The 12,872-nt window shown below is 69.6% G+C and carries 12 protein-coding genes and 1 riboswitch; of the genes, 8 read left to right on the top strand and 4 right to left on the bottom strand.

Going from position 1 to position 12,872, the window contains the following annotated elements; genetic code table 11:
- Positions 1–14: 14 nt before the first annotated feature.
- Positions 15–545: a metal-dependent hydrolase gene (locus AC04MD_RS01450; RefSeq protein WP_475495566.1), complete on the top strand. Its 531-nt coding sequence runs from the start codon at positions 15–17 to the stop codon at positions 543–545.
- A 144-nt stretch (positions 546–689) separates the two neighbouring features.
- Here the strand turns inward: AC04MD_RS01450 and AC04MD_RS01445 are convergent, their stop codons facing one another.
- Complete coding sequence (locus AC04MD_RS01445; RefSeq protein ID WP_475495565.1) at positions 690–1,100, bottom strand: hypothetical protein; 411 nt, start codon at positions 1,098–1,100, stop codon at positions 690–692.
- A gap of 18 nt (positions 1,101–1,118) precedes the next feature.
- A complete protein-coding gene (locus AC04MD_RS01440; RefSeq protein WP_475495564.1) occupies positions 1,119–2,372 on the bottom strand; it encodes a multidrug effflux MFS transporter in 1,254 nt (417 codons plus the stop codon).
- Positions 2,373–2,572: 200 nt separating this feature from the next.
- A riboswitch (glycine riboswitch) is annotated at positions 2,573–2,694 on the top strand.
- Between the two features lie 40 nt (positions 2,695–2,734).
- On the opposite strand from AC04MD_RS01440, the gene gcvP reads away from it, so the two are divergent.
- Together gcvP and AC04MD_RS01430 are read left to right on the top strand one after the other, a co-directional pair.
- Complete coding sequence (gene gcvP / locus AC04MD_RS01435) at positions 2,735–5,638, top strand: aminomethyl-transferring glycine dehydrogenase (RefSeq protein WP_475495563.1); 2,904 nt, start codon at positions 2,735–2,737, stop codon at positions 5,636–5,638.
- Between the two features lie 120 nt (positions 5,639–5,758).
- Positions 5,759–7,003, top strand: a complete 1,245-nt coding sequence (locus AC04MD_RS01430) for a cation:proton antiporter (RefSeq protein WP_475495562.1) — start codon at positions 5,759–5,761, stop codon at positions 7,001–7,003.
- A gap of 6 nt (positions 7,004–7,009) precedes the next feature.
- Here the strand turns inward: AC04MD_RS01430 and AC04MD_RS01425 are convergent, their stop codons facing one another.
- Complete coding sequence (locus AC04MD_RS01425) at positions 7,010–7,912, bottom strand: LysR family transcriptional regulator (protein ID WP_475495561.1); 903 nt, start codon at positions 7,910–7,912, stop codon at positions 7,010–7,012.
- Between the two features lie 128 nt (positions 7,913–8,040).
- Here AC04MD_RS01425 and AC04MD_RS01420 point away from each other — a divergent pair, with 128 nt between their 5' ends.
- On the top strand, positions 8,041–8,805 hold the full coding sequence (locus AC04MD_RS01420; protein WP_475495560.1) for an SDR family NAD(P)-dependent oxidoreductase: 765 nt from the start codon (positions 8,041–8,043) through the stop codon (positions 8,803–8,805).
- A gap of 181 nt (positions 8,806–8,986) precedes the next feature.
- Here the strand turns inward: AC04MD_RS01420 and AC04MD_RS01415 are convergent, their stop codons facing one another.
- Positions 8,987–9,415, bottom strand: coding sequence for a VOC family protein (locus tag AC04MD_RS01415; RefSeq protein ID WP_475495559.1), 429 nt, complete (start codon positions 9,413–9,415; stop codon positions 8,987–8,989).
- A 134-nt stretch (positions 9,416–9,549) separates the two neighbouring features.
- Between AC04MD_RS01415 and AC04MD_RS01410 the strand changes: the two genes are divergently transcribed.
- The 4 genes from AC04MD_RS01410 to AC04MD_RS01395 all read left to right on the top strand — a co-directional run bounded on the left by AC04MD_RS01410 (position 9,550) and on the right by AC04MD_RS01395 (position 12,866).
- Positions 9,550–10,008, top strand: a complete 459-nt coding sequence (locus AC04MD_RS01410) for a hemerythrin domain-containing protein (protein ID WP_475495558.1) — start codon at positions 9,550–9,552, stop codon at positions 10,006–10,008.
- A gap of 50 nt (positions 10,009–10,058) precedes the next feature.
- Positions 10,059–11,279 carry a helix-turn-helix domain-containing protein gene (locus AC04MD_RS01405; RefSeq protein WP_475495557.1) on the top strand — a complete coding sequence of 407 codons (1,221 nt, stop codon included), beginning with the start codon at positions 10,059–10,061 and terminating at the stop codon, positions 11,277–11,279.
- A gap of 36 nt (positions 11,280–11,315) precedes the next feature.
- Positions 11,316–11,978 carry an NHL repeat-containing protein gene (locus AC04MD_RS01400; protein WP_475495556.1) on the top strand — a complete coding sequence of 221 codons (663 nt, stop codon included), beginning with the start codon at positions 11,316–11,318 and terminating at the stop codon, positions 11,976–11,978.
- A gap of 123 nt (positions 11,979–12,101) precedes the next feature.
- Entirely contained in the window at positions 12,102–12,866 is a 765-nt protein-coding gene (locus tag AC04MD_RS01395; RefSeq protein WP_475495555.1) for a DUF899 domain-containing protein, read from the top strand.
- Positions 12,867–12,872: the final 6 nt, after the last annotated feature.

Genomic DNA, 12,872 nt, shown 5'->3' with positions numbered 1-12,872 from the left:
CTCCGGCCCGATCCATGCCGACCATCGTGACCCATGCGCTGATTCCCCTGGCAGCCGGCATCGCGCTCGGCAAGGCACGCCTGCCACCCCGCCTGGTCGTCGCCGGCATGATCGCCGCGGTGCTGCCGGATGCCGACGTCATCGCGTTCAAACTCGGCATCGAATACGCGCACGTGTTCGGTCACCGCGGCGCCAGCCATTCGCTGGTGTTCGCGCTGGTGTGCGGCGCCTTCGTCGCCTGCTGCGCGCGCTGGCTGAAGGTAACGCCCATCGCAGCATTCCTGTTCATCGCACTATCCGCCGCCTCGCATCCGTTGCTGGACATGCTGACTGATGGCGGCCTCGGCGTCGCGCTGCTGTGGCCCTGGTCCGACGCCCGCCACTTCTCGCCATGGCGGGTGATCGAAGTCTCGCCGTTCGCGAACCGCTTCTTCAGCGCGCGTGGCGTGGAGGTGCTGCTGTCGGAGCTGCGCTGGGTGTGGGTGCCGGTGCTTGCGCTTGCGGGCGTCACCGCATGGCTGCGCCGCCGCCGGGCTCTTCTGTAGGAGCGACGTCAGTCGCGACCGCACGCCCACCGGCCACGTGGAAAGCCGGTGACTCTCCCCCCGGGCGCGCCTCTGTTCCTGCGGTGGGCGTTGCCATCGGGGCGCGTCGCGACTGACGTCGCTCCTACTGAAAAGCAACGCCCCTCAGTTCACGTCCGGCGCGGGATCCGGCTTGCGCGCCTTCATCTGTTCGGCCAGTTGCGCCTCGAACTGTTCCAGCGTGAGCCCTTGCGCCGCCGCCTCGATCACCGCGGTGTCGCGCAGTTCGTCCGAATACACCAGCCGCACCGCGTTGCCCTGTGCTTCGTGCAGCGCGGCAGCCTGCTTGATCATCGCCAGCACCTCGGCCGCGCTGTCGGAACTGCCGGCGATGCGGCCGTCCAGGCCCAGTACCCACACGCCGGCCTGGCGTACCACGCCAGCCAGCAGCTCGCCCTCGGGATTGCGCAGTTCGGCATGCGGTTCGATGGCCGGCGCATTCGCGCGCGCCTGGTTGTGCGCCTTGGTCGCCTTGCGCTTCTTCGCCTCGCGGCGGGCCTTGGACTGGATCGACATGGGGGTTCTCGCAGGACGTCAGAGTTGATCGGTGGGTTCGAGCGCGGCGGCGTTCTTCGGGCACGCCAGCCGGCGATGGTGGGCCTTCGCCTCCCATTGCCACATCAGCCAGCCCAGCAGCGTGAAGCCGGCCATGCCGAGCGCCAGATGCAGGCCATGCTGGCTCAGCAGCGGCGAAAGTACACCGGCGATGATGGCGTTGACGATCAGGTTGCTGAAGGCCTGCAGCGACGAGGCCGCGCCACGCTGGCGCGGGTACATGTCGAGGATCGCTAGCGTCAGGATCGGGAATACCAGCGCCACGCCCAGCGCCGCCAGCATCATCGGCAAGACCGCCCACGGCACCCGGATGTCGTCGCCGGCCCAGGCGTTGTAGCCGACGTTGGCGAGCATCGCCAGGGCCATGCAGGCGTAGCCGATCCTCACCAGGCGCGTCCCCTCGATGCGCCCGGCGGCACGGCCCGACAGGAACGCCCCCAGCACCATGCCGCCGATGGTGGGCAGGAAAAGCCAGGCGAACTGCTGTTCGTCCAGGTGCAGCAGATCCATCACGAACGCCGGCGCCGAGGCGATGTACAGGAACAGGCCGCCGAACCCCAACGAGCCTGCCGCGGCCAGCCGCAGGAAGCGCGGATTGCGCGCGATGCCCACGTAATCGCGCAGCAGGCGGCGCGGCGATACCGTCAGCCGCGCCTCCGGGGGGTGCGTCTCCGGCAGCCAGCCGATCACCGCCACCATCAGCAGCAGCGAGAAACCGGCGAGGAACCAGAAGATCATCGGCCACGCGCTCCAGCCGAGGATCCAGCCGCCCACGATCGGCGCGATGGCCGGCGCGATGCCGAAGATCATCGACACCTGGCTCATCAGCCGCTGCGCGTCATCGCCATCGCGCGCGTCGCGGACCACCGCGCGCCCGACGATGAAGCCGACGCCCGCGGACAGGCCCTGCATCGCCCGGAACAGCAGCAGCGTGCCCATGTCGGTGGCCAGCGCACAGCCCACCGAGGCCAGCAGGAATACGAACAAGCCACCCAGGATCACCCGCCGCCGTCCGAACGTGTCGGACAGCGGTCCGTGCACCAGGCTCATCAGCGCATACGTCAGCAGGTACACGCTGATGGTCTGCTGCATCGCCACCTTGTCCGCGCCCAGCTGCACGCCGATGGCCGGGAACGCCGGGAAGATGGTGTCGATCGAGAACGGGCCGAACATCGCCAGCCCGCCCAGCAGCAGGGCCAGGCGACGGTTGGAGATGGCGTGGGGGGCACTCATTGCGGGGAAACTCCGGACAGTCGCGGCGCGGGCTTCATGAACAGGCCGGGCCGGGCCGCCCATGGTACGCGCAAACCGCCGGCCGGCCGCCGCGCCGCGCTATAATCCGGCGGCAAGATCCGGTGGGAGAAGCCCGTCGCCCGCGACGTGCTGCCGAAGGCGCAAACGCCCGTAATCGCTCAGGCCCGATACCACCACGGCAACGACACTCTGGAGAGACCGGCCGCCCACGCGGCAGCGCCGGCGCCGAAGGGGCACGAAGTGCGCGACGTCCCCGTCGGTGTGCTTCCAAACTCTCAGGCAAAAGGACAGAGGGGCACCCCACGTGCGGCTTCCGCACGCTGGCCCTATCGCCCTTCCGGATGCCTGCCATGTCGAACACCCCCTCCCTGCGCGAGCTCGAGCACCACGGCGCGTTCCTCGAACGCCACATCGGCCCGAACGATGCCGAGATCGCGCACATGCTGCGCGTGGTCGGCCACGATTCGCTCGATGCGATGACCGATGCCATCGTGCCCGCCAACATCAAGTCCGCGCAGCCGCTGGCCCTGCCCTCGCCCATCAACGAGGAAGAGGCGCTGGCGAAGATCCGCGCCGTCGCCGGCCGCAACCAGGTCTTCCGCAGTTTCATCGGCCAGGGCTACTACGGCACGCACACGCCGAAGGTCATCCTGCGCAACATCCTCGAGAACCCGGCCTGGTACACCGCCTACACGCCGTACCAGGCAGAGATCTCGCAGGGCCGCATGGAAGCGCTGATCAACTTCCAGACCATGGTCACCGACCTGACCGGCATGGAGATCGCCAGCGCCTCGCTGCTGGACGAAGGTACCGCCGCCGCCGAAGCCATGACGCTGGCCAAGCGCTCGGCTAAGTCGAAGTCGAACACCTTCCTGGTCGCCGGCGACACCCACCCGCAGACGCTGGAAGTGCTGGCCACTCGCGCCGAGCCGCTGGGCCTCACCGTCGAGGTGGTGCGCTCCACCGACGCCTTCCACGAGAAGCTGGCCGCCGGAGACTACTTCGGCGTGCTGGTGCAGTACCCCGCCTCCAGCGGCTGGGTCGCCGACTGGGCGAAGGACGCCGACGCCATCCACGCGAACAATGCGCTGTTCGTCGTCGCCACCGACCTGCTCGCGTTGACCCTGCTGAAGCCGCCGGGCGAGATGGGCGCCGACATCGTCATCGGCAACTCGCAGCGCTTCGGCGTGCCGTTCGGTTTCGGTGGCCCGCACGCCGCCTTCATGGCCTGCCGCGATGCCTACAAGCGCAGCATGCCCGGCCGCTTGATCGGCGTGTCGGTCGATGCCGAGGGGAAGCCGGCCTACCGCCTGACGCTGCAGACGCGCGAACAGCACATCCGTCGCGAGAAGGCCACCTCCAACATCTGCACCGCGCAGGTGCTGCTGGCCGTGATGGCCAGCATGTACGCCGTCTATCACGGCCCGGAAGGCCTGGCCCGCATCGCCGGCCGCGTCGCACGCCTGACCGCCATCCTCGCCGAGGGCCTGCGCACGCTCGGCTATCCGGCCGTGCATGCCAGCGCGTTCGACACGCTGTGCATCGAACCGGGTGACGCGCGCGATGCCATCCTGGCCCGCGCCCGCGACGCCCACCTCAACCTGCGCGTGCGCAGCAACGGTTCGCTGTGCATCTCGCTGGACGAGACCACCACCCGCGCCGACGTCGACGCGCTGTGGGGCGTGTTCGCCGGTGAAGCCGCCACGCTGCCGTCGGTCGACGCGCTGGATGCCAGCGCGCCGTCGCTGATCCCGGCCGACCTGCGTCGCCGCAGCAACTTCCTGACCCATCCAGTGTTCAACACGCACCACAGCGAACACGAACTGCTGCGCTACATGCGCGCACTGTCGGACAAGGATCTGGCGCTGGACCGCACCATGATCCCGCTGGGCAGCTGCACGATGAAGCTCAACGCCACGGCCGAGATGATTCCGGTGACCTGGCCCGAGTTCGGCAACATCCATCCGCTGGCGCCGGCCGGACAGACCCAGGGCTACACGCAGCTGATCGACGAGCTGGAAGCCATGCTGGTCGAATGCACCGGCTACGACGCGGTCAGCCTGCAGCCCAACTCCGGCGCGCAGGGCGAGTACGCCGGCCTGCTGGCGATCCGCGCCTACCACCGCGCGCGCGGCGAAGCCCACCGCGACATCTGCCTGATCCCCGAATCCGCGCACGGCACCAACCCGGCCAGCGCGCAGATGTGCGGCATGCAGGTGGTGGTGACCAAGTGCGATGCCAACGGCAACGTCGATGTCGAAGACATCCGCCGCGCCGCCGAGAAGTACAGCGACCGCCTTGCGGCGATCATGATCACCTACCCGTCCACGCATGGCGTGTTCGAGGAAGACGTGGTCGCCATCTGCGACGTCGTCCACCAGCACGGCGGCCAGGTCTATACCGACGGCGCCAACATGAACGCCCTGGTCGGCGTGGCCAAGCCCGGCAAGTGGGGTTCGGACGTTTCCCACCTCAACCTGCACAAGACCTTCTGCATTCCGCACGGCGGCGGCGGTCCCGGCGTGGGTCCGTGCGCGGTGAAGGCGCACCTGGCGCCGTACCTGCCCAAGACGCTCGGCGGCGAAGGCGACGTGGGCATGGTCAGCGCGGCCAGCTTCGGCAGCGCCAGCATCCTGCCGATCAGCTGGATGTACATCACGCTGATGGGCGCGGCCGGCCTGCGCAAGGCCACGCAGGTGGCGCTGCTCAACGCCAACTACATCGCCAAGCGGCTGGAAGCGCACTACGAGACGCTCTACACCGGCCGCAACGGGCTGGTGGCGCACGAATGCATCCTCGACCTGCGCCCGATCAAGGACCGCACCGGCATCAGCGCCGAGGACGTGGCCAAGCGCCTGATCGACTTCGGCTTCCACGCGCCCACGCTGAGCTTCCCGGTCGCCGGCACGCTGATGGTCGAGCCGACCGAAAGCGAATCGCAGCACGAGTTGGACCGCTTCATCGACGCGATGATCGAGATCCGCGAGGAGATCCGCGCGGTCGAGGACGGCCGCCTGGACCGCGAGGACAACCCGCTGAAGCACGCGCCGCACACCGCGACGATGGTGATGGCCAGCGAGTGGACCCACGCCTACCCGCGCGAACTGGCCGCGTTCCCGCTGGCCACGCTGAAGCTGCAGAAGTACTGGCCGCCGGTCGCGCGCGTGGACAACGTCTACGGCGACAAGAACGTCATGTGCGCCTGCATCCCGGTGGATGCCTACAAGGAAGACGTGGAGGCGTAAGCGCCCGTCACCGTACCGTACCCGCGAGGCCCCGCATGTCGGGGCCTCGTGTTTTCCCGGTCGCACAATGGAGGGAGCGACGCCGCCAACGTCGTGCCAGCAGCGTTTACCATCGACCGCATGGCCGACCTGACTGCACTCGCCCTCGACGCATTGATCTTCATCGGCTTGGCCTGGGTGGTCTGGCGGGCGCTCGGCCGCTCGATCCCCATCGCCGTCATCCCGATCATCATCGGCCTGCTGCTGGCGGCCACCGGCGTGCTGCCGTCCGGCTGGGGCGTGCCGTCGACGCTGGGCGACCAGGCCGGCTTCGTCGGCGTGTTGCTGCTCGCCTTCACCGCCGGACTGGAAACGCGCCAGTCCGCGCACCTGCCCAGCGCGTCCGACGCCGGTCCGTTGCCACGCACGCAGGCCCTGCGCTTCGTCGCCAGCGCCGGCATGGCGCTGCTGCTACCGTTCGCGCTGGGCACGCTGGCCGCGCACTCCTACTTCACCGGCCTGCCGGGCTGGGAGCCGCCGAAGGGGGGCGCATGGATGGGTGCGCTGGCGATCGGCCTGTGCATCGCGGTCAGCGCACTGCCGGTGCTGATCGGCATCGTGCGCGAACTCGGCCCGCTGCACCGCCCGCTGACCCAACTCGCGGTGCGCATCGCGGTGATCGACGATGCCATGCTGTGGATCGGTCTCGCCGTCCTGTTGTTCGTGGCGGAAGGTGGCTCGCTGCTGGCCGGCGCCTCGTCGCTGACCGTGCTCGCCATCGGCGCGATCCTGCTCCTCACCACCGCCGGATCGCTGGCGACGCGCCTGCGCGCCCAACCGCCGGCCTGGTGCGTGTGGCTGGCGCTGCCGCTGTTCCTCGTCGGCGGTGCATGGGTCAGTTCGCAGCTTGGCCTGCACGCCTTGCTGGGCGCCTACTTCGGCGGCGCGATGGTGCCCGCCGCGTGGACGAAGCGGCTGCCGGTCGAACGCATGGGGCAGTTCGCCCTGATCGGACTGGCACCGCTGTTCTTCGGCCACAGCGGCCTGAAGATCGATGGCAGCGTGCTGGGCTGGGCATCGCTGCAGGCCTCGCTGGTGCTGCTGGTGCTGGCGGTCCTGGCGAAGCTGGTCGCGGTGCTGCTGTGTCCGCCGGCCAGCACGCTGTCGCAGCGCGAAGCGCTCGCGGTCGGCGCGCTGCTGCAATGCAAGGGGCTGATGGAAATCGTCGCCGCCACCATCCTGCGCGACAAGGGGCTGCTGTCCGAACACGCGTTCGCCGCGCTGGTCACGCTGGCCGTGCTGTCGACGCTGCTGACCGGCCCGTTCTTCCGAGCCCTGGTGAGGCGCCAGGTGCAGGTCGACACCGGCGGACGCCAGACGACGTAGGGCGCCTCAGGCGTCGAGATAGGGCCGCGAGGTGTCCGCCAGCCAGCCCATGAAGGCCTGCACGCGTTGCGGCAGGTGGCGGCGGTGCGCGTACAGCAGCGTCACCGGCATCGGTTCTGCCCGGTACGCCGGCAGCACTTCCACCAAATGCCCCTGTTCGATCAGCGTGCGCAGGCCGGCCATCGGCGCCTGGATCAGGCCCAGTCCGGCGATGCAGGCCGCTTCGTAGGCGTCGGAGCTGTTGACCGTCAGCGCGCCCGTCATCGGCACGCTGGCGAACTGCGCACCGTCCCAGTATTCCCAACCGTCGGCCTTGCCGCCGAACGTGCTGGCGTAGTGGATCAGCCGGTGCGCATGCAGGTCGTCCGGCGACGCCGGCACGCCGTGACGCTGCAGGTACGCCGGGCTGGCGCAGGTCACCACGCGCAGTTCGCCGAGCGGACGCGCGACCAGGCTGGTATCGGCGAGCGTGCCGACGCGCAGGACGCAATCGAAGCCCTCGCTCACCACGTCGACGCGGCGATCGGTGCAACTCAGTTCCAGCTCCAGGTGCGGATGCGCCTGCAGGAAGTCCGGCAGGTGCGGCAGCACGAAGTGGCGCGCGAAGCGCGCCGGCATGTCCACGCGCAGTCGGCCGCGCAGCGCCTGCGGCGTGCGCGCGAACAGGTGCTGCACCTCCTCCATGTCGGCCAGCAGGTCGCGGCAGCGCTCGTAGAACACCTGGCCGTCCTGGGTGAGCTGCACGCGCCGGGTGGTCCGGTGCAGCAGCTGCGTGCCCAGCCACGCCTCGAGCTGCTGTACGGCGGTGGAGACGCTGGCCTTGGGCAGGCCCAGGCTGTCGGCCGCGCGGGTGAAGCTGGCCATCTCGGCCACCCGGAGAAAGGTCTGCATGGCATCGAGGCGGTTCATGGAGGCTTCCGGCTATTGTTCGGCTTGAGCGAACGGTCTAATCAGTTTAGGCCAATTTATCCAAGCTATGACCACCAATACAGTGTCGCCACGGTGATTCCACCGACTTCCCCGACTGGAGACCTGTCATGACCAGCCCTTCCTCCCCCCTCACCCTGATCACCGGCGGCAGCCGCGGCCTCGGCCGCAACATGGCCCTCGCCGTCGCCCGCCAGGGCCACGACGTGCTGCTGACCTACCGCAGCCAGCAGGCGGAAGCCGCGGCCGTCGTCGCCGAGATCGAAGCCCTCGGCCAGCGCGCCGCCGCGCTGCCACTCGATGTCGGTCGGAGCGACACCTTCGACGCCTTCGCCGATGCCATGCGCGCGCAGTTGGTGGCCTGGAACCGCGAGCGCTTCGACCACCTGGTCAACAACGCCGGCATGGGTGTGCACGCCGGCTTCGCCGAGACCACGCGCGAGCAGTTCGACGCGCTGGTCGACGTGCACGTCAAGGGCCCGTTCTTCCTGACCCAGACGCTGCTGCCGCTGATCGCCGACGGCGGCCGCATCCTCAACATCTCGTCCGGCCTGGCGCGCTTCGCCCTGCCCGGCTACGCCGCCTACGCGGCGATGAAGGGTGCGATGGAGGTGCTGACGCGCTATCAGGCCAAGGAACTGGGCGCGCGCGGCATCGCGGTGAACATCGTGGCGCCCGGCGCGATCGAGACCGACTTCGGCGGCGGCGCGGTGCGCGACAACGCGCAGCTCAACGCCTTCGTCGCCTCGCAGACCGCGCTCGGCCGCGTCGGCCTGCCGGACGACATCGGCGGCGTCGTCGCCCTGCTGCTGTCGCCGGGCGCCGGCTGGGTCAACGCGCAGCGCATCGAAGCGTCGGGCGGGATGTTCGTGTAAGCCACCGTATCGCCTATCGCGCGACATCCCCTCTCCCTGCGTCAGCGGGGAGAGGGTGCCGAAGGCGGGTGAGGGGCGAACGGAGGCGCGAGGCAATCCAAGCACACGATAGTGCCGCGTTCGGCGCGCGCCCCTCATCCGCCCTCCGGGCACCTTCTCCCCGCCTAGCGGGGAGAAGGATTCAGAACTCGATCTTCACCGATGCGGCACTGCGCTTCGCTTCTCCGTGGTAGACCGCTTCGATGTTATTGCCATCCGGATCCAGCACGAAGGCGGCGTAGTAGCCGGGATGGTACGGTCGCTCGCCCGGTGCACCGTTGTCGGTGCCGCCGTTCGCCAACGCAGCCTTATGAAAGGCTTCGACCATCGCCCTGTCCTGCGCCTGGAACGCGAGGTGATGGCGGCCGGTCAACGCCCCCTGCGCAGCTTCGCTGTCGGCCGTGGACACGAACAGTTCGTCCGCCCAGAAATAGCCTTCGTCCTCGCCGCCCATCGGCACGCCGAGTACGTCGAACACCGCGGTGTAGAACCGCTGGCTGGCCTTCAGGTCGCGCACGACCAGCTGGATATGGTCGATCAGGCGACCTCGGTGCAGTTCCTGGGTTTCCATGGCGTGATCCTCCGGTTGAAGAGAAGACAGTGATGGCACGGAATGCGGACAGCGAGTGTCCGCGGTGCCCCGTTAACGCGGTCTCGACACCGCGTGACGGACGCTGGCCGTCCGCCAGCCATCGCGAGCGCACCATGCCCGAGTCCATCTACGACGCCCTGCACGAAAGCCACGAGGCGCAGCGCTCATTGTGCCGCCGCCTGCTTCGTTCCAAGCCCGGCACGCGCGAGCGGCTGGACCTGTTCACCGCGTTGCGTATCGAACTGGCCGCGCACGCTGCCGCCGAGGAGCGCTTCCTCTACGTCCCCATCCTGATGGACGACCGTGGTCTGAATTCCTCGCGCCACGCACTGCACGAGCACCACGAGATGGACGAACTGGTCGAGGACCTGCAGTCGCTCGATCCGCGTCATGCCGCGTGGCTGAAGAAGGCGCGCGAGTTGTCGGAAAAGGTGCACCACCACCTGCGCGAGGAAGAGAAGAAGTTCTTCCAGGTCTCCGGCCGCATCCTCAGCGCCACGAAGAAGGTGCAGCTCGCCCGCCAGTACCGCCGCGACTACGCCCGCATGCGCAAGGAGCTCGAGGCGAAGTAGTCGTGCCCGCGGCACGCGACGCCGTCGCGCGTCCGCGGTAGCCTGCGCGCATGGACTCCCTGATCGCCGCCGCCGGACGGGCACTGGTCGCCGGCGACGTACTCGGCGCACTCAAGCACGTGGGCTGGCGCGACGATCCCGCCGCCCTGGCGCTGCGCGGCATCGCCATGGCGCAACTCGGCGATTATCCCCGCGCGCGCGACCTGCTGCGCCGCGCCGGCCGCGGCTTCGGTGCGCGTGAAGCCGTGGCGCGCGCACGCTGCGTGGTGGCCGAGGCGGAAGTGGCGCTGGCCATGCGCGAACTCGGCACCGCGCCACGCCCGCTCGACGAAGCGGCACGCACGTTGGCGACGCGCGGTGATCGCATCAACGCCACGCAGGCACGCCTGATCGCCGTGCGCCGCCACCTGCTGCTGGGACGACTGGACGCCGCCAGCGCGGTATTGGCCACGCTCGAGCTGGACGGTGCGCCGCCGGCCCACCAGGCCCTGGCCGCGCTCGCCACCGCCGAGATCGCACTGCGCTCGCTGCGTACGCGCGATGCCCGCGATGCCTTGCAGCAGGCGCGCGATACGGCGGTGCAGGCCGGCATCCCGGCCCTGTGCGCGGAAGTCGACGAGGTCGCCGCGGCGTTGCAGCGCCCCGCCGCGCGGATCCTGCACGCGGGCCACGAACAGCCGGTCCGCCTGGACGAAGTGGAAGCGCTGCTCGACCAGGGCACGCTGGTCGTCGACGCCGTGCGCCACGGCCTGCGCAACGCCAGCGTCATGTTGCCGCTCGCTCGGCGCCCGGTGCTGTTCGCTCTGCTGCGCACGCTGGCGCTCGGCTGGCCCGGCGACGTGGAGCGCAACACACTGATCGCGCGCGTCTTCCGCACGCGCCATCCGGACGAGACGCATCGCGCGCGGTTGCGCGTGGAGATCGGCCGCCTGCGCCGGCTGGTCGTCGACGTCGCCGACATCACCGCGACCGGGCAGGGCTTCCGGCTGGTACCGCATCGCGCACGCCATGTGGTCGTGCTGGCGCCGCCGCTGGAAGGCGAACAGGCCGCGTTGCAGGGCCTGCTCGCCGACGGCATGGCCTGGTCGACCTCCGCGCTCGCGCTGGCCACCGGCATGGGCCAGCGCTCGGTACAGCGTGCACTCGCGGCGCTGGAGGCGGACGGGCATGTGCGCTCCGTCGGCCGCGCCCGAGCACAACGCTGGGTGGCGCCGCCGCTGGCCGGATTCACGACGATCTTGTTACTCCCTGCCGTGCTGCCGGCTGCGTAGATTGGCCTCACCCACCCACCGCACCGGAGTTTCCCCATGGACAGCACCGCCACTTCCGCCCCGGCACGCACCGCCGAGATCGTCCGCGAATACGGCCCGTTCGATGGCGCGCCCAGCATCCACGGCGTGACCCACGACGGCCAGCACGTCTGGGCCGCGACCAATGACGGCATCCTCGCCATCGCGCCGGACAGCGGCGATGTCGTGCGCCGCATCGCCAGCCATGCCGATGCCGGCACGGCGTTCGACGGCACCTACCTCTACCAGATCGCCGAGGCACGCATCGACAAGATCGATCCCGCCACCGGCAGCGTCATCGCCTCGATTCCCGCACCCGGCGCCGGTCGCGATTCGGGCATGGCCTGGGCCGAGGGCAGCCTGTGGGTCGGCCAGTACCGCGAGCGGTGCATCCACCAGATCGATCCGGACACGGGGAAGATCCTGCGCACGATCGCCTCCGACCGCTTCGTCACCGGCGTCTCCTGGGTCGATGGCGACCTGTGGCATGCCACCTGGGATGGCGACGACAGCGACCTGCGTCGCATCGATCCGAAGGACGGCCGCGTGCTCGAGCGCCTCGACATGCCGGCCGGCGCGCACGTCAGCGGCCTGGAGTCCGACGGCGCCGACCTGTTCTATTGCGGCGGTGGTCCCAGCGGAAAACTCCGCGCCGTGCGCCGTCCCGCGCGCGCCGCCTGACGATCACCGCGTCGCAGGACGCGCGCGCTCCCGACCCTTCGCTCCGGTCCCGCCAGGGACCGGCCGGTTCGCCGCGTGCCGGCGCCTTCCTCTGTCTGTCCCCCTTCATTCCCGGAGTTGCCGATGAACATCGCACACGACACGCCCGTGATCGCGTCGCGCGAGGCGTGGCAGGAAGCACGCCTCGCCCTGCTCGCCCGCGAGAAAGCGCTCACCTCTCTGCACGACGAGATCGCGCGCGAACGCCGCGCCCTGCCGTGGGTGCGCGTGGAGACGCCCTACGTCTTCGATACGCCCGCCGGTCCGCGCGCACTGGCCGAGCTCTTCGACGGCCGTCGCCAACTGATGGTGCAGCACTTCATGTTCGCGCCCGGCTGGGAGCAGGGCTGCAAGAGCTGCTCCTTCATGGCGGACCACCATGCAGGCGCGCTGGCGCACCTCGCGCAACGCGACCTCACCCTGGTCGCGGTGTCGCGCGCACCGCTGGACGACATCGAGGCGTTCCGCCGTCGCATGGGCTGGACGTTCCCGTGGGTGTCGTCGTTCGGTACGTCGTTCAACCACGATTTCGGGGTCAACTTCACCCGGGAAGAGATGTCGCGCGGCGCGGTCGACTACAACTACGTGCGCCAGCCGTTCCCGCACGAGGAAGCGCCGGGTATCAGCGTGTTCGTGCGCGACGATGCCGGCCAGGTCTTGCACACCTATTCGCGCTACGGGCGCGGCGTGGAAACGATGATGCATACGTACGCGCTGCTCGATCTCGCGCCGCTGGGACGCGCCGAGGAAGCGGACGAGTACCCGATGGCCTGGGTACGCCATCACGACCGGTACGACGCGGCACCGCCCCGCACGACGGGCACGTGCTGTCCGGCGTCGAAGGCCTGAAGCGGA

This window comes from Pseudoxanthomonas sp. LjRoot206 (assembly GCF_056175725.1).
This window is presented reverse-complemented; position numbering and strand designations above follow the sequence as displayed.